This window comes from Aliidiomarina iranensis (assembly GCF_003987135.1).
Lineage (GTDB): Bacteria > Pseudomonadota > Gammaproteobacteria > Enterobacterales > Alteromonadaceae > Aliidiomarina > Aliidiomarina iranensis.
In genome coordinates this window covers 59,059-78,428 of the sequence record NZ_PIPJ01000005.1, presented here as the reverse complement: position 1 = coordinate 78,428, position 19,370 = coordinate 59,059, and the positions used below count along the sequence as shown (strand labels likewise).

Annotated in this window: 18 protein-coding genes and 1 tRNA gene; 5 read left to right on the top strand and 14 right to left on the bottom strand. The window is 46.2% G+C overall.

Annotated features, from left to right (window positions below; genetic code table 11):
* The first annotated feature begins 24 nt into the window (after positions 1-24).
* Positions 25-975, top strand: coding sequence for a tetratricopeptide repeat protein (locus CWE08_RS08050; protein ID WP_198677123.1), 951 nt, complete (start codon positions 25-27; stop codon positions 973-975).
* 91 nt (positions 976-1,066) lie between these two features.
* Here the strand turns inward: CWE08_RS08050 and CWE08_RS08045 are convergent, their stop codons facing one another.
* Both CWE08_RS08045 and CWE08_RS08040 read right to left on the bottom strand, forming a co-directional pair.
* Complete coding sequence (locus tag CWE08_RS08045) at positions 1,067-2,020, bottom strand: sensor domain-containing diguanylate cyclase (protein ID WP_126767382.1); 954 nt, start codon at positions 2,018-2,020, stop codon at positions 1,067-1,069.
* A 387-nt stretch (positions 2,021-2,407) separates the two neighbouring features.
* Positions 2,408-2,483: transfer RNA gene (locus CWE08_RS08040), tRNA-Ile, on the bottom strand.
* A gap of 203 nt (positions 2,484-2,686) precedes the next feature.
* Between CWE08_RS08040 and CWE08_RS12160 the strand changes: the two genes are divergently transcribed.
* Positions 2,687-2,851 (top strand): hypothetical protein, encoded by a 165-nt coding sequence (locus CWE08_RS12160; RefSeq protein ID WP_157981241.1) that lies wholly within the window; start codon positions 2,687-2,689, stop codon positions 2,849-2,851.
* Positions 2,852-2,879: 28 nt separating this feature from the next.
* Entirely contained in the window at positions 2,880-3,098 is a 219-nt protein-coding gene (locus CWE08_RS08035) for a helix-turn-helix transcriptional regulator (RefSeq protein ID WP_126767380.1), read from the top strand.
* A gap of 69 nt (positions 3,099-3,167) precedes the next feature.
* On the opposite strand, the gene rpoD is transcribed toward CWE08_RS08035, so the two are convergent.
* The 10 genes from rpoD to tkt all read right to left on the bottom strand — a co-directional run bounded on the left by rpoD (position 3,168) and on the right by tkt (position 16,154).
* Positions 3,168-5,000: an RNA polymerase sigma factor RpoD gene (gene rpoD / locus CWE08_RS08030; RefSeq protein ID WP_126767379.1), complete on the bottom strand. Its 1,833-nt coding sequence runs from the start codon at positions 4,998-5,000 to the stop codon at positions 3,168-3,170.
* A gap of 90 nt (positions 5,001-5,090) precedes the next feature.
* Complete coding sequence (dnaG, locus tag CWE08_RS08025; RefSeq protein WP_126767377.1) at positions 5,091-6,839, bottom strand: DNA primase; 1,749 nt, start codon at positions 6,837-6,839, stop codon at positions 5,091-5,093.
* A 259-nt stretch (positions 6,840-7,098) separates the two neighbouring features.
* Positions 7,099-7,314, bottom strand: a complete 216-nt coding sequence (gene rpsU, locus CWE08_RS08020) for a 30S ribosomal protein S21 (RefSeq protein WP_126767376.1) — start codon at positions 7,312-7,314, stop codon at positions 7,099-7,101.
* A 119-nt stretch (positions 7,315-7,433) separates the two neighbouring features.
* Positions 7,434-8,549 (bottom strand): tRNA guanosine(34) transglycosylase Tgt, encoded by a 1,116-nt coding sequence (tgt, locus tag CWE08_RS08015; RefSeq protein ID WP_126767374.1) that lies wholly within the window; start codon positions 8,547-8,549, stop codon positions 7,434-7,436.
* A gap of 10 nt (positions 8,550-8,559) precedes the next feature.
* Complete coding sequence (gene queA, locus CWE08_RS08010) at positions 8,560-9,609, bottom strand: tRNA preQ1(34) S-adenosylmethionine ribosyltransferase-isomerase QueA (RefSeq protein WP_126767373.1); 1,050 nt, start codon at positions 9,607-9,609, stop codon at positions 8,560-8,562.
* A gap of 133 nt (positions 9,610-9,742) precedes the next feature.
* A complete protein-coding gene (locus CWE08_RS08005; RefSeq protein ID WP_126767371.1) occupies positions 9,743-10,483 on the bottom strand; it encodes a DUF481 domain-containing protein in 741 nt (246 codons plus the stop codon).
* A gap of 251 nt (positions 10,484-10,734) precedes the next feature.
* Positions 10,735-11,799, bottom strand: a complete 1,065-nt coding sequence (gene fba, locus CWE08_RS08000; RefSeq protein WP_126767370.1) for a class II fructose-bisphosphate aldolase — start codon at positions 11,797-11,799, stop codon at positions 10,735-10,737.
* A 35-nt stretch (positions 11,800-11,834) separates the two neighbouring features.
* Positions 11,835-13,013 (bottom strand): phosphoglycerate kinase, encoded by a 1,179-nt coding sequence (locus CWE08_RS07995; RefSeq protein WP_126767368.1) that lies wholly within the window; start codon positions 13,011-13,013, stop codon positions 11,835-11,837.
* 25 nt (positions 13,014-13,038) lie between these two features.
* Positions 13,039-14,103, bottom strand: coding sequence for an erythrose-4-phosphate dehydrogenase (gene epd / locus CWE08_RS07990; protein ID WP_126767367.1), 1,065 nt, complete (start codon positions 14,101-14,103; stop codon positions 13,039-13,041).
* 59 nt (positions 14,104-14,162) lie between these two features.
* Complete coding sequence (tkt, locus tag CWE08_RS07985) at positions 14,163-16,154, bottom strand: transketolase (protein ID WP_126767365.1); 1,992 nt, start codon at positions 16,152-16,154, stop codon at positions 14,163-14,165.
* 251 nt (positions 16,155-16,405) lie between these two features.
* On the opposite strand from tkt, the gene metK reads away from it, so the two are divergent.
* Positions 16,406-17,548, top strand: a complete 1,143-nt coding sequence (gene metK / locus CWE08_RS07980) for a methionine adenosyltransferase (RefSeq protein WP_126767364.1) — start codon at positions 16,406-16,408, stop codon at positions 17,546-17,548.
* An 11-nt stretch (positions 17,549-17,559) separates the two neighbouring features.
* On the opposite strand, the gene CWE08_RS07975 is transcribed toward metK, so the two are convergent.
* A complete protein-coding gene (locus tag CWE08_RS07975) occupies positions 17,560-17,706 on the bottom strand; it encodes a lmo0937 family membrane protein (RefSeq protein ID WP_126767362.1) in 147 nt (48 codons plus the stop codon).
* Between the two features lie 127 nt (positions 17,707-17,833).
* Positions 17,834-18,250 carry a PRC-barrel domain-containing protein gene (locus tag CWE08_RS07970; RefSeq protein ID WP_126767361.1) on the bottom strand — a complete coding sequence of 139 codons (417 nt, stop codon included), beginning with the start codon at positions 18,248-18,250 and terminating at the stop codon, positions 17,834-17,836.
* Positions 18,251-18,570: 320 nt separating this feature from the next.
* Here CWE08_RS07970 and CWE08_RS07965 point away from each other — a divergent pair, with 320 nt between their 5' ends.
* Positions 18,571-19,344 (top strand): Crp/Fnr family transcriptional regulator, encoded by a 774-nt coding sequence (locus CWE08_RS07965; protein WP_126767359.1) that lies wholly within the window; start codon positions 18,571-18,573, stop codon positions 19,342-19,344.
* The last annotated feature ends 26 nt before the right edge of the window (positions 19,345-19,370 follow it).

Sequence of the window (19,370 nt, the reverse complement as noted above, 5' to 3'; positions counted from 1 at the left end):
CGTTTTTACAAATAGGAGGTAGCAATGCCATTAAAGGATTTAACACCAAGCGTATTAACAACGAGCTTTACGATAGCGCTATTTACGGCAGGATTAGGTTTTCCGGTTGCTAGCCAAGCCTATGCCCCCGTTGCTCTCTCTGTTGCTGCTAAGGCAAGCCAATCCAGCGAAGCAGTTTGTACTACTTCCGAATGTGAAGCGGAAATGCGCCGCCTCATACGCCTTGCGCGTAACGGCAGTGGCGATGCCGCAGCGATTGTTGCCATGGCTTACGCTAGCGGCGATGGCTTAAAACAAAGTGATAAAGAAGCAGAGCGTTATGTTCGTATCGGTGTGCGGTATCGTAGTGCCATGGCTACATTTATGATGTCGGACTGGCATCGCAATGGGTTTATCTTGGAACAAAGTTCAGAACAAGCCGATGAATATTTAGAACAAGCCATAGCGCTAAATCATCCGCCAGCCCTTTATCAAAAAGCTACACAGTTATTCGCTTCGGATAAACCTGAAGATTTCGATACCGCCATTAATTATCTTGAAAGAGCAAGCGAAGCAAATCTCGTGAGCGCCATGCTGCTGCTCGGCCGTATGCGCCAGCTCGGTGTTGGAGTGAATCAAGATCTTGAAGCTGCAGGTGATCTTTATCAAAAACTGATAACCGCCGGTATCGACGATGCGCGGCCGTTGTTACGGGAAGTAATCGCCGATTTAGAAGCGGAAAATGGCAGTAGTGAGGCAATCGAACGTTTCGCTGCCACGCAAGATATCGAGCGCATCACCGTAACCGGCTCAAGCTTTCGATTAAACAGCCAAATAACTGGTATCGTTCGCCGCTTAACCGCTTCCGGCCGCTATGATAGCCGTTCCATTGGTAGCCGTATTCGCGGCGTGAACTGCGAAGATACCGGAAATTGCGTTATTAACACACCAAGTTCCGATGCCACCTCGATCAGCGATGTGGTGGGGAATAACTAAAACATTATCTGCGTGTTCAGGGCCCAGCATTAGGTTGGGCTGTTTTTTTCAGCCTGTTTGCGTTTCTGACTTAATTTATTTTTGCAGGGTTTTAGCGAGCCTTATGTTCATACATTGCGGCATCAGCGAGCTTTATCATTTCCTCAATTGCTAACTCATTTTCTGCATCAAAACTAGCGATACCGGCACTGTATTGAATGGTGTAAGGCTTTTGATTCGATGTATTTTCGAGCTCCACGGCTTTAGCAAAATCGGCAAGTATTGTTGTAACTTGCTCTTCCCCAGCATTCGATAGCATTAAAGTGAACTCATCGCCACCAAGCCTACCAACAACATCAGATTCACGAAACGTTTCGAGCATTAATCGCGCAAATGTTTTTAATACATAATCGCCTTCGTGATGCCCATAGGTATCGTTGATTTGTTTAAATTTGTTCAGGTCAAACAACACGAAAGTAAACGGCAGCTCATGGCGTTTACACATGCTAATGGCGTAATTAGCAAGATTTAAAAAGCCTCGACGATTGGATATTAAGGTTAACTCATCCAGCGTTGCCATTTGAATGGATTTTACTTCCTGTTCAATCATGGCGCCCAGATCGGCAAGGATTTGCTTATCATCGTCACTAAGCTCTCGTGGGCTAGAATCAATCAAGCACAAAGTTCCGATTTTAAGGCCAGGACGCAGCTTCAACGGATAACCGGCATAAAATCTAATTTTTGGGCCAGAAGTTACTAACGGATTATCAAAAAAACGTTCATCTTCAACGGTATTAGGAATGATAAATAACCCATCTTGATTAATTGCATGAGCACAAAACGAAATATCGCGGGGTGTTTCGCTGGTATCTAATCCTTGCTTTGATTTAAACCACTGCCGGTTTGCATCAATTAGGCTTACTAACGCTATATCAACGCCAAACATCCGCTTGGCCATGCGTGTCACTCGATCGAACCGTTCTTCATGGCCAGTATCTAAGATACTAAGTGTTCTTAACGCATGAAGGCGTTCGGCTTCATTTTCTGGGATCGCTGGCTTTTGCATAGTATGAACCCTGTATTTTTAGGCGAGCTCCGGAAACAGCAACTCAATAGTTACTTACCACTATACCTGATTATAGTTCCTATCGTGCATTAAATGCGAGGCGGGTGCTTTTTCTTCTGCTCTGTTTTTAATGGTGGCCCCTCCCAGATTTGAACTGGGGATTGGTACGGGCGATTAAGAGCGAGGCGGATGCTCTTTCTTCTGCTCTGTTTTTAATGGTGGCCCCTCCCAGATTTGAACTGGGGATTGGTACGGGCGATTAAGAGCGAGGCGGATGCTCTTTCTTCTGCTTTACTTTTTAATGGTGGCCCCTCCCAGATTTGAACTGGGGATTGGTACGGGCGATTAAGAGCGAGGCGGATGCTCTTTCTTCTGCTCTGTTTTTAATGGTGGCCCCTCCCAGATTTGAACTGGGGACCAACCGATTATGAGTCGGGTGCTCTAACCACTGAGCTAAGGGGCCGTTTTGGAAGGTTGCTTAGAAAGCGGTGGGAGTATACGGAAATGGGCTATTTCTTGCAACTATTTTGCGGTTGCTCAAAAAACAATCTTATATTTATCAGTTGTTTATAATTTTCATGATACCTTAGGGTTGCACTGGATAACCTTAAGGTTACATACTGACACCCTAAGGTATCAGAATACAAACAAATATGAGGTATAACTATGACTAACTGGAACCCAGACTCCCAAATCACATCATTACGCTTTAACGCCACTTTAGTTGGCGCTGCTGCCGTTTACTTTTTTGTTCATGCGATTTACCGGATTACCGCCGATATCGCACCAACTAGTTGGTTTGTTACTAAGCATTTGGTGGCAACTGCGTGAAAGCGACAGTGAATAGAGGGAATTGCTGATGCGTTTAGCAGAAATAGAAACCGTTACTAATAATCTCTCTTTGCTGCGCGGCGGTGCTGGGTTATCACAACAAGAGCTGGCAGATGCTATTGGTGTTTCCCGAAAAACAATAAGTACCATTGAAACAGCCCGGTTTATGCCCTCGGTTGTGATTGCACTAAAGTTAGCTGCTCACTTTGCGGTTCCGGTAGAGCAAATATTTCAACTTGCTGAATAGCGGAAACAAAAACGCCCGGCGATTTTTTACTTTCGTACCGGGCGTTTAGCTATCTAAAATACGCTTTATTTAATCGTCCAAGAAGCTTTTCAGCTGCTCGCTGCGGCTTGGGTGGCGCAACTTACGTAATGCTTTGGCTTCGATTTGACGAATCCGCTCACGGGTTACATCAAACTGTTTGCCTACTTCTTCAAGGGTGTGATCGGTATTCATATCGATACCGAAACGCATCCGCAAAACTTTAGCTTCACGAGCCGTTAAACCACCGAGAACCTCGCGCACGGCATTCATCAAACTTTCTGATGTTGCTGCATCAACTGGAAGATCAAGCGTGGTATCTTCGATGAAATCACCTAAATGCGAATCTTCATCATCACCAATCGGTGTTTCCATGGAAATCGGCTCTTTGGCAATTTTCAATACCTTGCGAATCTTATCTTCAGGCATCATCATACGTTCAGCCAATTCTTCTGGCTGCGGTTCACGGCCCATTTCTTGCAGCATTTGCCGCGAAATACGATTCAATTTGTTGATCGTTTCAATCATGTGCACCGGAATACGAATGGTGCGGGCTTGGTCGGCGATTGAGCGGGTGATAGCCTGACGAATCCACCAAGTAGCGTAAGTTGAGAATTTATAACCACGGCGATATTCGAATTTATCTACCGCTTTCATCAAACCGATATTACCTTCTTGAATCAAATCCAAGAATTGCAAACCACGGTTGGTATACTTTTTCGCAATTGAAATTACCAAACGCAAGTTCGCTTCCACCATTTCTTTCTTCGCTCGGCGAGCTTTTGCTTCACCGATCGACATACGGCGGTTGATATCTTTTACTTTTGCTATGGATAAGCCCGTTTCTTCAGCAATAGCACGCAACTTGCCGGAGCACCGCGCTACCTCTTCACGGTGTTCTTCTAACGCCTCGGCATACTTCTTTTCTTTGGCAATAACATCATCGAACCAGCTCATTGAAGTTTCGTTGCCAGCGAATGCTTGCACGAAAGTGCGCTTCGGCAATTTCGCTTGCTCTAAGCATAGCTTCATGATCAAACGCTCTTGCACACGCACGCGGTCCATCATCTCGCGCATATCTTTTACAAGGCGATCAAACTGTTTTGGAACTAAGCGGAAGTGCTTAAACAATTCACTAAGTTTCTCAATTTCTGCTGTGGTTTTATCATCGCCACGGCCATAGGTTTTTATGGCATCGCGCGTGGCTTCGTATTGCGCACGCAACTCGGTGAATTTTTCCCGCGCTTCTTCCGGGTCAACACCCGTGTCGTTTGATTCTTCATCGTCTTCGTCATCATCGTCGTCATCAGCATCTTCAAGCTGATCATCGCTCAATTCAGAGCCAATGTGTGTGGCGCTAACCGGCGCTTCTTCCACTTCGTTCGGATCGATAAAGCCAGAAATGATTTCAGTTAAACGAATCTGCTCTGCTTCGTACGCATCCCATTGCTCCAATAGAAAATTGATCGCTTCAGGGTATTCAGCCACCGAACATTGAACTTGGTTGATACCTTCTTCGATACGCTTGGCAATAACAATCTCGCCCTCGCGCGTAAGAAGCTCAACAGTACCCATTTCACGCATGTACATGCGAACTGGATCGGTGGTACGGCCAATTTCACTTTCTACAGTAGCTAGCGCTGCCGCAGCTTCTTCAGCTGCATCTTCATCGGCGGCATCTTCGCTCATCATCAGATCATCAGCATCAGGGGCGGTTTCGAACACCTTGATACCCATATCGTTGATCATTCGAATGATATCTTCGATCTGATCCGAATCAACGATGTCCTGTGGTAGGTGGTCGTTAACTTCAGCGAAGGTTAAGTAACCTTGCTCCTTACCTTTTGCAATAAGCAATTTAAGTAGCGACTGACGAGTCTGCATACGGGCGTTCACCTCAGTAAAAACGATTTCAAATTAGTGCGGAATAGCCGCTCATTATAACAAAAAGAGCATGATTCAACCAGTTTAGTTTTAACTACGCTTCATCATACGTACAAGTTCATTCAACTCGTGTAATCGCTCTTTTGTCATTTCGGCTGCGGGTAGTGCTTTTAATTCTTCATAGCGCTGTTCTAGATAGCGATCGATAAGAAACATATAAGTTTCGGAAAATTCACGTTCTAAATTTTCTTCGGTTACTTGATGCTCCCACCGCGCCAATTGTCGCAAGCTCTCTTCAAAGCGTGTGCCACGCCATGCTTCTAACACTTGCGCACTCGAGAGTTGTTGCTCGCATGTTTGCCGATGTAAGCCCATAAATATCTTAATGCCTTGCATGTTAAGATTTTCAAGCTCGTTATGTACCGGAATACTGCGGCCTAACTCGGGATGTTGTACGAGTAACCCAATTGCTCGAGTTACTGGTGTTAACTTCGGGCCTTCAGCCCCTTTCTTTTTCTCACTCCCTGAAGTATTGGGGCTAGGTACCAATTTTTCAAGTTCTTGCACTGTTCTACTTAAACGTTTCGCTAGTTCTTCCATTAACATACTGCGATAAAAATCGCTGGCTACGCGGCCGATTAATTCCCGGCCTTTGGCGATCATTTCTGATTTTCCAGCATCTGTTCGAATATCTACACTACTGGTTAAATGCTCAAAGAAGTAATCGCGAAAGGACATCGCCTGCTCAACACGCTGATTAAAGCCTTCAGCACCCTCAGCTCGTACGATAGTATCGGGGTCTTCGCCATCTGGTAAAAAGAGGAAGCGTAAATCAGTACCATCTCGGAGCAGCGATAAGGCATTTTCCAGTGCCCGCCAGGCAGCATCTCGCCCGGCTCTATCGCCATCAAAACAGCACACAACTTGTTTCGATTGCCGGAAAAGTAGCTGTAAATGATCCGTTGTTGCCGCAGTGCCCAATGCGGCAACGGCATTGGTAACACCATGTTGCGCCAAAGCAACAACATCCATATAACCTTCAACAATGATTACCCGCTCGAGATCCTTGTGCTGCTTGCGCATCTCGAAGAAACCATATAGCTCGCGGCCTTTGTGAAACAGCCGGGTTTCCGGTGAGTTCAAATATTTCGGTTCGCTCTTTTCAATCACCCGGCCACCAAAGCCAACCACGCGGCCACGGCGATCTCGAATTGGAAACATAATGCGATCACGGAAAAAATCGAAACGCTTACCCCGTTCGTTCTCGGTGATCATTTTTAGCGCTAACAACTGATCTTGTTGCTTGCGGTTTTCGCCAAATTTCCGCAATACGGCATCCCACTCTTTTGGCGCGTAACCAATACCGAAATCACGAACTACCTCACCGCTCAAGCCACGGCCTTTAAGGTAGCGAATCACTTTTTCTCGATCTGGGCTTTCTTTTAATTGGCGAGCGAAGAACTTTGCGCAGGCTTCCATAAGCGCAAAATCATCTTCTATTTCTGCTTTATCACGTGCCGGTTTGCTTCCCGGCCGAGTTTCCCTTGGTACATCTAAACCGAGCATTCCGGCAAGCTCTTCAACCGCATCAGGAAACTCTAATCCATCATATTCCATAATGAAATCAAGCGCATTTCCATGCATACCGCAACCGAAACAGTGATAAAACTGCTTATCTGGGGCTACGGAAAATGAGGGTGTTTTTTCATTATGGAAGGGGCAGCACGCTTGGTAGTTTCGGCCGGCTTTTTTCAAGCGCACACGGCTTTCTACCACACTCACAATGTCCGCGCGGGCAACGAGATCTTGAATAAAGTCTTTGGGAATTAATCCGGCCATGGCTATTAATGTACTCTGCTAATGCGCTGAAGAAAACCCGTTTTGTGCACGGCTTGGTAATTCTATTAGCCATATCTATAAACCATAAAAAAACCGTGCGAGGCACGGTTTTTTTATTTCGATTCTGGCGCTCACTGCATTTCAAGTTTATCGAAACAAGGCTTTTAGCCTTTCGTTTTCAAAACTGTTGTTTGCAAACGAACATCTCACTAGCAAGAGCTGCACGAAATCGTGATGCTTTATTAATTTATTTTTCTAATTAATAAAGACGGGTGCGGCGAGCGTTTTCACGAGACAATTTCTTGGCGTGACGCTTCACTGCTGCAGCTTTCTTGCGCTTGCGCTCTGCAGTTGGCTTTTCATAAAATTCGCGGCTACGAACTTCAGATAAAACACCTGCTTTTTCGCAAGAACGCTTGAAACGGCGCAAAGCGACGTCAAATGGCTCGTTTTCTTTTAGTTTAACTACTGGCATTAACCGATCACCTCAAAAAAATTCGTTAGTACGCAGGCCAGTTATTGACCGTGCCGGATAAAATTGGTGCTGAATTCTAAACAACCTTGAGCCTCGTGTAAAGCCCAAGATCAATTTATTCATGCGGATTCGGGAACATTCTCGCCCCGCTGGGCATAAAACTCGTTCACGAATTGATCAAATTGATCGTTTTCGATCGCATCACGCATACCTTGCATTAACGCTTGGTAATAGTGCAGGTTGTGAATGGTGTTTAAACGGGCACCTAAAATTTCATTACAACGATCTAAGTGATGCAAATACGCACGCGAATAATGCTTACAGGTATAACAATCGCAACGGCTATCCAACGGTGAAGTATCCGTGCGGTGCCGCGCATTGCGTATTTTTATAACGCCTTCAGATGTGAACAAATGGCCATTTCGGGCATTCCGAGTTGGCATCACACAATCGAACATATCTACGCCTCGGCGCACAGCTTCAACCAAATCTTCGGGTTTGCCTACGCCCATCAAATAGCGCGGCTTATCTTCTGGCATCTTGGGCGCTACATGGTCCAGAATTCGCATCATATCTTCTTTTGGCTCGCCCACGGATAGGCCGCCGATGGCATAACCATCAAAACCAATATTCGTTAGCCCAGTGAGCGATACATCGCGGAGATCTTCGTACATGCCGCCTTGAATGATACCAAATAACGCCGCTTTGCTATCGCCATGGGCTTCTTTTGAGCGCTGCGCCCAACGCAACGAGAGCTGCATTGAATCTTCCGCTTGTTTAACCGTAGCTGGGTGCGGGGTGCATTCGTCGAATATCATAACAATATCTGAACCCAGCTCACGCTGTACTTCCATCGATTTTTCCGGCGTTAGTAAGATCTTTTCACCATTAATTGGCGAGCGAAATACCACACCCTCTTCTGAAATTTTGCGCAGATCGCCTAAGCTAAACACTTGGAAACCGCCCGAATCGGTAAGAATCGGCTTATCCCAGTTCATAAAATCATGGAGATCGCCGTGCTGTTGAATGATTTGCGTGCCAGGCCGTAACATTAAATGAAAGGTATTCCCTAAACAAATTTCGGCGCCCGTTGCTTTTAGCTCCTCTGGGCTCATACCTTTTACCGTACCCAAAGTGCCCACCGGCATGAAGGCCGGTGTTTCCACCGTGCCACGCTCAAATGTCATTCGCCCACGGCGCACTTTGCCAGTGCTTTTCAATAATTCAAACTTCATGTTTTGCCTGTTAATCCTGTGTTGCCGTGTGTTTTCCGGTAATGAACATTGCATCACCGTAACTGAAGAATCGATATTCTTGTTCGATGGCAGCTTCATAAGCGGCCATTACTTCTGCTTTACCCGCAAAGGCAGATATCAACATAATGAGTGTGGATTCGGGTAAATGAAAGTTGGTTAACATGGCATCAACCACGTTGAACTTATATCCTGGGTAAATAAAGATATCTGTTTCTGCCGCGAATTCCGCTAATTCACCACCGTGAGCCTGTGCTGCTGATTCTAAAGAGCGCACTGATGTAGTACCTACCGCCACTACTCGGCCACCGCGAGCTCGGGTAGCTTCTACGGCTGCTACCACTGATTCTGGCACAACCGCGTATTCACTATGCATTTTATGTTCGCGAATATCGTCGGCCCGCACCGGCTGAAAGGTACCGGCACCCACATGCAAGGTTACGTAAGCCGTTTCAACACCTTTCGCCGCAAGTGCATCCATTACTGCGCTATCGAAATGCAAACCTGCTGTAGGTGCAGCCACTGCTCCGGGTTTAACGCCATAAACCGTTTGATAGCGTTCGCGGTCACTGGCCTCATCTGGCCGATCGATATAGGGCGGCAACGGCATGTGGCCATATTCTTCCAGCCACTCTAAAACCGTGCGGCTTTTATCGAAATGCACCTCGAACAGCGCATCCGCGCGCTCACCAATAACACAAGAAACCGCATTTTCTAAAAGCAATTCGGTTCCGGGTTTCGGCGCCCGATTCGCCCGCACATGAGCTAAAACGTGGTGATCATCAATAACCCGCTCAACCAAAACCTCAATTTTACCACCTGATACCTTTTGTCCAAGCAAACGCGCCGGTATGACTCGGGTATCGTTAAACACCAAGAGATCACCTGCATTCAATAGATCAGGAAGTTCACGAAACTGCCGGTGAGCTATTGCGCCAGTTGGCCCATCAAGCGTAAGCAAACGGCTGCTGCTTCGATCTGGCTGCGGATAATGAGCGATAAGCTTTTCCGGTAATTCAAAATAAAAATCTGAACGTTTCATGATGTGCACGGCACCTATTTAATTCTCTAAAATAAAAGCTTCAAAAGTAAGGTTTTAAAAATCTCTGTAGATATATTCGAAAAAGCCCGGAAGAAACTTCCGGGCAAATACTTGTGGTGGCTTCAATGCTTACTTAAAAAGTGTAAACCAGTGTTACCGCGGTTTCTGTATCAAGCTTGTCAGGTATTCTACCGCTCGCTTGTTCATACACCGTTGAGTTGTGTGTTAGCGTTAAGGTAAGGCGCATTGCTAAGCGTGAGTTCAAGTTCGCTGTAAGTGCGCTCACTGCCCGAGAGCGCGTATTATCGTTACCTACTTCCGTTGATACTAACTGCGTAAATCGCGCCGTTTCGCTGATTTGCCAATCATAGTTGGCCGCCGCACGAACAATAAAGCTGCCTTCGGTTTCACCCGTATCACGCCGCTTATCGTAGGCATAACCCGGACCTATTTCAAAATCAGTGAACATGCTCTCATTGAAATCAACACGAGCACCGTAACCCGCTGCCACTGTGGATTGATATTCAAAACTGTTTAATGCGTCGTCTTCATAGGAGCCATAAAGAAAGAACGAAGAATGGCTTCCGGCATCAAATTTTCGGTTGCCCTGCGCAGAGAGAAACAAGCGGTCGGCGTCTTTTACCGTTGTACCATCTTCGCTATCCCGTTCTTGCAGATAGTAATCAATCACTGCACGATTTCGCCAAACTTCGGTGTCACGTTGCAAATCAAGTTTACTTTTCCAAGATTGCGAATCGGTGTTACCGGTACGCACCAGAACGCCGAGTTCAGCGGTAGCACGCCATTTACCATCTTGTTTGGCTGGATCCACATCTTGAATATCATCAAACATGAAAGTTGATGATGATGCCATCCCCGAATACCCTAGCAAGGCGAGTCCTATAATTTTTAGGCGCACAGGGCCTCCTTTTTGTGATCGATTTCCTACGCGGTTTCGATCTTTTGCGTGATTTTGATGTTTTTATTCGCTACGCAGCTTTTGCACAACACCGAATATTTGTATTTTAACGGAATCTAGCCAGATTTCGTACCCTAAAATGCAAAAACCATCGGCAAATACTTTACCGATGGTTTTTTATATAGCCTAGGTTGTTTTCTAAAGGCTTATTTGATTGTGGCAGCTAGCTCACCACGCTCATAACGCATAAACATTTCTTCTAATGATACAGGCTTGATTTTACTGGCATTACCTGCAGTTCCAAAGGCTTCATAGCGAGCCTTACAAATCTCATACATCGCTTTAGTAGATGCTTGCAAATATTTACGCGGATCAAACTCAGCCTTATTTTCGGCCAAGAACTTACGTACAGCTCCGGTTGAAGCTAAACGCAGATCGGTATCGATATTTACTTTACGAACACCGTAGCGGATACCTTCCTGAATTTGTTCTACCGGCACACCATAAGTTTCCGGAATTTCACCACCAAATTCGTTGATAACCGCAAGCCACTCTTGTGGCACGGAAGAACTGCCATGCATTACAAGGTGCGTATCAGGGATACGAGCATGAATGTCTTTGATGCGATCAATGGCTAGAATATCGCCTGTGGGTGGCCGCGTAAATTTATACGCGCCATGAGATGTTCCACACGCAATAGCGAGCGCATCTACTTGCGTTTTCTTCACGAAATCAGCCGCTTCTTCAGGATCAGTTAACAGTTGATCGTGGCTTAACGTACCTTCGGCACCTACGCCATCTTCTTCACCGGCTTGGCCGGTTTCTAATGAACCCAAACAACCTAATTCGCCTTCTACCGAAACACCACAAGCGTGGGCCATTTCCACAACTCGGCGAGTTACATCTAGGTTGTAATCGTAATCGGCCGGGGTTTTGCCATCTTCACGCAAAGAACCATCCATCATAACCGAGCTAAAGCCCAGTTGAATCGAGCGCTGGCAAATCGCTGGCGAAGTGCCGTGGTCTTGGTGCATTACTACAGGGATATGCGGAAATTCTTCCACAGCCGCCAAAATGAGGTGGCGTAAAAACGGGGCACCTGCATATTTACGAGCGCCAGCTGATGCCTGAACAATTACCGGGCTATCGGTATCATCAGCTGCCATCATAATTGCACGCATTTGTTCTAAGTTATTTACGTTGAACGCAGGCACGCCATAACCGAATTCGGCTGCGTGATCGAGCATTTGCCGCATTGAAATTAAAGCCATTTAATTCACTCCTAAACTTTATCCATTAATTTTAATTATTCGCTTCCACGAGCCTCTAAAATAGCAACTGCCGGCAATTTCTTGCCCTCTAGGAATTCTAAAAACGCACCGCCACCTGTAGAAATATAGGAGATTTTATCGGCAATGCCATATTTATCAATAGCAGCAAGGGTATCACCACCACCGGCGATTGAAAACGCCTCGCTATTTGCAATTGCATTGGCAAGAACCTTTGTACCTGCCGCAAATTTCTCAAATTCAAACACACCTACCGGGCCATTCCATAAAATGGTGCCCGCATTTTCGAGCATAGCCGCCAGTTTTTCTGCAGTTTCTGGGCCAATATCAAAAATTTGATCATCGCCAGAAACCTCAGCTACCGCCTTAGTAACTGCGTTCGCATCTTCACTGAACTTATCGCCTACTACAACATCGGTTGGAATCGGTATTTCTGCACCGCGAGTTTTGCCCGATTCAGCCAGGCGCGAAGCTTCTTTTAATAAATCTTCTTCGTACAACGATTTGGCTACATCATGGCCCGCTGCCGCGATAAAGGTATTCGCTATACCGCCACCAACAATAAGCTGATCAACTTTCCGCACTAAGGAATCTAGCACCATTAACTTAGTTGATACCTTCGAGCCACCAACAATAGCTACCAGTGGCCGTTTCGGATTATGCAGCGCTTTACCTAAAGCATCGAGTTCGGCGGCCAATAACGGGCCAGCACAGGCGATCGGCGCGTATTGTGCCACGCCATAGGTAGAAGCTTGGGCGCGATGAGCAGTGCCAAAAGCATCCATAACAAATACATCACAGAGCGCAGCCATTTTTTTCGCTAGTGTTGGATCGTTTTTCTTTTCACCTTCGTTAAAGCGCACATTTTCAAACACTACGAGCTCACCACCGGCAACATCTACACCATCTAAATAATTGGTTTCTAAACGTACCGGAAATTTCAGGGCTGATGCCAAATACTTCACTACTGGCGCCATCGAGTAAGCCTCATCAAAAACGCCTTCTTCTGGCCGTCCAAGATGCGACATCACCATCACTTTTGCGCCCTGCTGCAAGGCTTTCTCTAGCGTGGGTAAGGCAGCTCGCAAACGCGCATCTGAGGTTACTTTGCCATTTTTAATCGGCACATTGAGATCTTCGCGAATAAGCACACGTTTGCCACGCAAATCTATATCGGTCATGTATTTAATGGTCATGAAATAATCCTTTTCTGCATTCTGATTAATCTAGCAAGGCCAAATCGTTCGCTGATTCTAACATTCGGTTAGCAAAGCCCCATTCGTTGTCGCACCAGCTTAACGTTTTTACTAATTTTTTATGGCTTACTCGGGTTTGCGTGCCATCCACAATACTTGAGTGCGGATCGTGATTAAAATCTGAAGATACCAAAGGCAGCTCTGTGTAGCCGAGAATACCCGGTAATGATTTAGCCGCGGCCGCCTTTAATGCGGCATTCACTGCATCGATATTCACATCACTTTGCAACGTAACACTCAAATCCATCGCGGTAACATTCGTGGTTGGCACCCGCACCGCAATGGCTTCAAAGCGGCCAGCAAATTTCGGCAAAATCCGCTCAATTCCGCGTGCTAAGCGAGTATCTACCGGAATAATAGATTGCGAACTGGCTCGCGCAAGGCGCAAGTTATCATGATAAGCATCAATAACTTGCTGATCGTTCATCGCTGAGTGAATGGTAGTGATGGTGCCACTATCAACACCAAAAGCATCGTCGAGCACTTTTATCACCGGCACAATACAATTTGTGGTGCAGGATCCGTTTGAAACAATACGGTGCTCCGGTTTTAGTTCGTTCTGATTAATGCCTTGGATAATAGTGAAATCCACCTCAGGTGAAGCCGGATGAGAGAACAACACTCGCCGAGCTCCAGCTTCTAAGTGCGCGTGGCCATCTTCACGGCTGCCAAACACCCCAGTGCACTCTAAAACCACATCAATATCTAATTCCTGCCAAGGTAGTGCGGCAATTTCGGCGCAGTGTAAGATCTGAATATCGTGCTCAGCCACACGTAAAACATCGCCTTCAAGGGTTACCTTGGCGGCAAACTTACCATGAGTAGAATCATACTGCAGCAGGTGCGCTATGCCGGAATTTGATGCTAGTTCATTGATCGCAACCAGCTCAATTTGTTGGTGCCAGCCAGATTCATACCAAGCACGCACAACACTTCGGCCAATGCGGCCAAATCCGTTTATCGCCACTCGAACTTTCGGCTTGTTTCCAGCTTGATTCGGTTGCTTAAGCACATTACTTCTGGCTGTCATATTATCCTCAATGATTACGAGCGCTATCATTACGCTCGCAATACATACGCCTCAACTCATTAAAGGTTCTGTGCTACCGCCACAACATTTTCTACCGTGAAACCAAAGTGTGCAAACAACTGATCTGCAGGCGCCGATTCGCCAAATGTGGTCATCCCTACTACTGCGCCTTCGAAACCTGTGTATTTGTGCCAGAAATCAGCAATACCAGCTTCTACTGCAACACGGCGGCGCACACTGGGCGGTAATACCGAATCACGATAGGCTTTATCTTGTTTATCAAAAACACAGGTTGAAGGCATTGAAACTACCCGAACCTTTTCGCCTTTAGCGGTGAGCGCTTCAGCCGCCTGCATGGCGAGTTCCACTTCAGAGCCCGTGGCGATTAAAATCAGCTCCGGCTCAGCAGCAAAATCTTTCAACACATAGCCGCCTTTGCGTACATCTTTTAGTTGCTGCGTATCACGTGCCATTTGCGCAACACCTTGGCGCGTAAATATTAAACAAGTAGGCCCATCACTGCGCTCAACCGCCGCCTGCCAGGCAACAGCTGATTCTACTTGATCACATGGGCGCCAGCTTTCGCAGTTCGGCGTTAAACGCAGATTCGCCAGTTGTTCCACTGGTTGGTGCGTTGGCCCATCTTCACCCAATCCAATTGAATCATGGGTGTAAACATGAATCACTGGCTGCTTCATTAATGATGCCATGCGAATCGCATTGCGCGCATATTCCATAAACATCAGAAAGGTTGCGCCATAAGGGCGGAAGCCACCATGTAATTGAATGCCGTTCATAATTGCCGACATACCGAATTCACGCACGCCATAATAAATGTAGTTACCCGAAAAATCGGCTGTGGTTAAAGGCTTGGAATCCTTCCAAATGGTAAGATTCGATCCGGCTAAATCAGCAGAGCCACCAAGAAATTCAGGTAAACAAGGGCCAAAGGCATTTAAGGTATTTTGCGATGCCTTACGAGTAGCAATTTTTTCTGGATTCGCTTGCAGCTCTTCAATGTAAGCTTGCGAAGTGGCAGCCCAATCGGCTGGTAATTCACCCTTCATTCGGCGCAGAAGCTCCGCTGCGAGTTCTGGATAAGCTTTGCCGTATGCAGCAAACAGCTCATTCCACTCGACTTCAGCTTCGGCTCCACTAGCAAATGCTGACCATGCAGTATACACATCATCAGGAATTTCAAATTTACCGTGCTCCCAGCCTAAGGCCTTGCGGGTAGCCGCGATTTCTTCATCGCCTAAAGGCGCGCCATGGCAGCTTTCGGTGCCTTGCTTATTGGGGGCACCAAAGCCAATAACGGTTTTGCAGCAAATAAGTGTAGGCTTGTTCGTTTCTGCTCGCGCAGCTTCAATGGCTTTCGTTACGGCAGCGCTATCATGGCCATCAACATCAGCAAGCACTTGCCAACCATAACTTTCAAAGCGCTTCGCGGTGTCGTCGGTAAACCAACCTTCTACCTCGCCATCGATAGAAATGCCATTATCGTCATAAAAAGCGATTAATTTTCCGAGGCCAAGAGTGCCAGCCAGCGAGCATGCCTCGTGCGAAATGCCCTCCATCAAGCAGCCATCGCCTAAGAAGGTGTAAGTGTAATGATCAACAATCGGGAAATTTGTTTGATTAAACTGTGCCGCCAATACTTTTTCAGCAATCGCCATTCCCACCGCATTGGCAACACCTTGGCCAAGTGGACCTGTGGTGGTTTCTACGCCGGGAGTGTAACCGTATTCTGGATGCCCTGGTGTTTTTGAATGCAGTTGGCGAAAACTCTTTAAATCGTCAATCGATACGTCATAGCCGGTTAAATGCAATAAAGAATATATCAGCATAGAGCCATGACCATTCGAGAGCACGAAGCGATCGCGATTAACCCAGTTTGGGTTGCTTGGGTTGTGCGATAGGTAATCTCGCCACAATACTTCGGCTATATCCGCCATGCCCATGGGTGCACCGGGGTGGCCCGATTTGGCTTCTTGAACGGCGTCCATACTTAAGGCACGAATAGCATTAGCAAAATAGCGGCGATCTGACATCAGAAACTCCTAGCTTTTATGATCATTTGAAGGGCTCAAGGCGTAACCTTGTGCGCGGTATTGTCTATCATTCCGGCAGCTCACGCAAATTGAAAGCACGTATTGTGAACAAGAGCACGTCACGAAAGCAGCCTTCTCCGCATGATGGAGCCTTTGGCAGCTAACGCATATAGACAGATAGACGTCTAAAACTAGATTTACGCAGGATTATGCGCTAACATACGCGCAAATTATTGGAGCATTGAGAACTTATGGCACGTCATTTATTTACTTCTGAATCGGTTTCCGAGGGGCATCCTGATAAAATTGCAGATCAAATTTCTGATGCAGTTTTAGATGCCATCCTTACCCAAGATCCGAAAGCCCGTGTGGCCTGCGAAACCTATGTTAAAACCGGCATGGTGTTGGTGGGTGGTGAAATTAATACAAATGCTTGGGTGGATATCGAAGAACTCACTCGCGCAGCCGTTCGTAAAATTGGCTACACCCACTCAGATATGGGCTTTGATGCAGATAGCTGTGCAGTACTTAATGCCATTGGTAAACAATCGCCGGATATCAACCAAGGTGTTGATCGGGCTCGCCCAGAAGATCAAGGCGCGGGCGATCAAGGCTTAATGTTTGGTTATGCCTCAAATGAAACCGCAGAATTAATGCCAGCGCCCATCATGTACGCACATAAACTCGTACAACGCCAAGCGGATATGCGCCGCAGCGATTTACCTTGGTTGCGGCCCGATGCGAAAAGCCAACTTACCTTTATTTACGAAGATGGCAAACCGGTAGGTATCGATGCGATTGTATTATCCACTCAACATGCACCGGAAATTGATTTGAGTACGCTTCGCGACGCTGTGATGGATACTATTATCAAGCCTGTGCTACCAACTGAGTGGTTAACTAAGAACACACAGATTCATATCAACCCAACTGGCCGCTTTGTAATTGGTGGCCCTATGGGTGATTGTGGCTTAACTGGCCGGAAAATTATTGTGGATACATATGGCGGCATGGCGCGCCATGGTGGGGGGGCATTCTCAGGTAAGGACCCCTCGAAAGTAGACCGCAGTGCCGCTTATGCCGCGCGCTATGTCGCGAAGAATTTAGTTGCGGCTGGCCTTGCCGAACGCTTAGAGCTGCAAGTTTCTTATGCAATAGGCGTTGCCGAGCCCACGTCTATCAGTGTTGAAACCTTTGGTACGAGTAAGCATGATGAAGATACGTTGATTCGAATTATTCGTGATCATTTCGATTTACGCCCCTATGGGATTATCAAAATGCTTGATTTGGAGCAGCCAATTTATCAAGCCACCGCGGCATACGGCCACTTCGGGCGCGATGAGTTCCCTTGGGAACGCACCGACAAAGTGGACGCAATTCGCGCATCGCTCTAAAGATTGAAAATTTAAATTCTACGGCCACGAACCAAGCGTAGTACAATAACGATAAGTGCAATGACGAGTAGTATGTGTATAAAACCGCCTAAAGTATAAGATGTCACCAGGCCTAAAGCCCAAAGAATAATCAGTATTATAATAATTGTTTCTAACATAATATTTGTCCGTTGAGTGCAATTGAATAATAACTCTGTATCAGCATCTGCATTTTGTATGTGCGCTAGCTAACATTAGAAATGAAAAACCCGCTAATTTAAGCGGGTTTTTTGTTAACAATAGATATTATTTTCTAGGGAATTTCGTTGTCACCGCTGATGCATAAAAGGTGTTCACATCACGGCTCCATTTCTCATCAGCAAAATTAGGCCAGTTTTTCTTATCGAAGCCGGGAGCGTCACTCAGGCTATCCTTTTCAACATTAAGAACAAAACGTTTGTTCTCTGTGTCTAGCTTCAGTGCCTTCCACGGCACTGCAAATAGCTTTTCACCTAAACCAAGGAACGTACTGTACGACAGCACTGCGTAAGTTACTGTACCATTAGTGACATCTAACATAATCTCTTTAATGTCACCGAGGTTTTCGTCTTTGTGGTTATAAACATCGTTGCCAATTAAGGTATCAGCACCCATTAAGTGTGGGCCAGGTCCACTAAGATCTTCTTTATAGATGCCCATGGTGTCGCGTTTTTCATAGTTCATATCAAGCTCCTCACGAGAGTACTTGCTAGCAACAAGAGTGTTGCTGCAAGATCAGTATTGAGCATAGCTCTGACGCTCAATGCTCTCCGTGCGATAGCGCACCTTAATTAGGTTCGCAGCGTAAAGATTCACTAAAGTTACTCGAACATACAACAGGAATAATGACTGAAATATAGCTTATACACTTAAATTTAAACACTAATTTTATTATTTCACCTTAAACACGAAATCTTCAGAATTAATATGTGCGGTAGCGCACGGATAAGGCTTTAATCTGAACTATACTCAAAGGATCACATTCGATGTATAAGGATATATCAATGCCCCACGTTTCCAGGGTTGACTGCTCGAAGTTAAAAAACCAAGAACCAACACAAAATGCGTTCTTAAATGCCCTGCCTGAGCCTATCCAACAGCGGCTATTTCCGCATATGGAACTCGTAGAAATGCCTTTAGGAGCGGTATTGTATGAAGCTGGCGAAGTAATGCGCCACGTATATTTCCCAACAAATTGCATTGTTTCGCTGTTGTACGTTATGGAAAACGGCTCGCAGGCCGAAATATCAGTGGTTGGCAATGATGGCTTTGTTGGAATGTCGTTGCTAATGGGCGGTGAAAGCACAACGAGCCGCGGTATCGTACAAAGCCACGGTTATGCCTATCGTATTGTGGGTTCACGCATGAAAACCGAATTCAATTTGCACGGCGATTTACTTGACTTAGCATTGCGTTACGCGCAAGCGCTCATTACGCAAATGGCGCAAACTGCAGTGTGCAATCGGCACCATAGTATTGAACAACAGCTTTGTCGATGGCTTCTGTTATCCCTTGATAGGTTAAAAGATAACCATTTAGTTATGACCCAAGAATTAATCGCCAACATGTTAGGCGTGCGCCGCGAGGGTGTCACGGAAGCGGCTGGCCGTTTACACGCAAAAGGCGTTATTGATTACAGCCGAGGACGTATCGAAATTACGGATCGCCCAAAATTAGAAGCGATTTGTTGTGAATGCTATAGCGTTGTGAAATCTGAAACTGATCGTTTACTTCCCTATTGCCCTCATAAAATCAATAACCTAGCAAAACCAATCTAACCGCTGCGTTGTCTAGCGCACAGAGT

Excerpts from the sequence above, each read along its gene's own strand:
- CWE08_RS08050 (WP_198677123.1), top strand. The coding sequence starts at position 25 with ATGCCATTAAAGGATTTAACACCAAGCGTATTAACAACGAGCTTTACG.
- CWE08_RS08045 (WP_126767382.1), bottom strand. The coding sequence starts at position 2,020 with ATGCAAAAGCCAGCGATCCCAGAAAATGAAGCCGAACGCCTTCATGCG.
- CWE08_RS12160 (WP_157981241.1), top strand. The coding sequence starts at position 2,687 with ATGACTAACTGGAACCCAGACTCCCAAATCACATCATTACGCTTTAAC.
- CWE08_RS08035 (WP_126767380.1), top strand. The coding sequence starts at position 2,880 with ATGCGTTTAGCAGAAATAGAAACCGTTACTAATAATCTCTCTTTGCTG.
- rpoD (WP_126767379.1), bottom strand. The coding sequence starts at position 5,000 with ATGCAGACTCGTCAGTCGCTACTTAAATTGCTTATTGCAAAAGGTAAG.
- dnaG (WP_126767377.1), bottom strand. The coding sequence starts at position 6,839 with ATGGCCGGATTAATTCCCAAAGACTTTATTCAAGATCTCGTTGCCCGC.
- rpsU (WP_126767376.1), bottom strand. The coding sequence starts at position 7,314 with ATGCCAGTAGTTAAACTAAAAGAAAACGAGCCATTTGACGTCGCTTTG.
- tgt (WP_126767374.1), bottom strand. The coding sequence starts at position 8,549 with ATGAAGTTTGAATTATTGAAAAGCACTGGCAAAGTGCGCCGTGGGCGA.
- queA (WP_126767373.1), bottom strand. The coding sequence starts at position 9,609 with ATGAAACGTTCAGATTTTTATTTTGAATTACCGGAAAAGCTTATCGCT.
- CWE08_RS08005 (WP_126767371.1), bottom strand. The coding sequence starts at position 10,483 with ATGGCATCATCATCAACTTTCATGTTTGATGATATTCAAGATGTGGAT.
- fba (WP_126767370.1), bottom strand. The coding sequence starts at position 11,799 with ATGGCTTTAATTTCAATGCGGCAAATGCTCGATCACGCAGCCGAATTC.
- CWE08_RS07995 (WP_126767368.1), bottom strand. The coding sequence starts at position 13,013 with ATGACCATTAAATACATGACCGATATAGATTTGCGTGGCAAACGTGTG.
- epd (WP_126767367.1), bottom strand. The coding sequence starts at position 14,103 with ATGACAGCCAGAAGTAATGTGCTTAAGCAACCGAATCAAGCTGGAAAC.
- tkt (WP_126767365.1), bottom strand. The coding sequence starts at position 16,154 with ATGTCAGATCGCCGCTATTTTGCTAATGCTATTCGTGCCTTAAGTATG.
- metK (WP_126767364.1), top strand. The coding sequence starts at position 16,406 with ATGGCACGTCATTTATTTACTTCTGAATCGGTTTCCGAGGGGCATCCT.
- CWE08_RS07975 (WP_126767362.1), bottom strand. The coding sequence starts at position 17,706 with ATGTTAGAAACAATTATTATAATACTGATTATTCTTTGGGCTTTAGGC.
- CWE08_RS07970 (WP_126767361.1), bottom strand. The coding sequence starts at position 18,250 with ATGAACTATGAAAAACGCGACACCATGGGCATCTATAAAGAAGATCTT.
- CWE08_RS07965 (WP_126767359.1), top strand. The coding sequence starts at position 18,571 with ATGCCCCACGTTTCCAGGGTTGACTGCTCGAAGTTAAAAAACCAAGAA.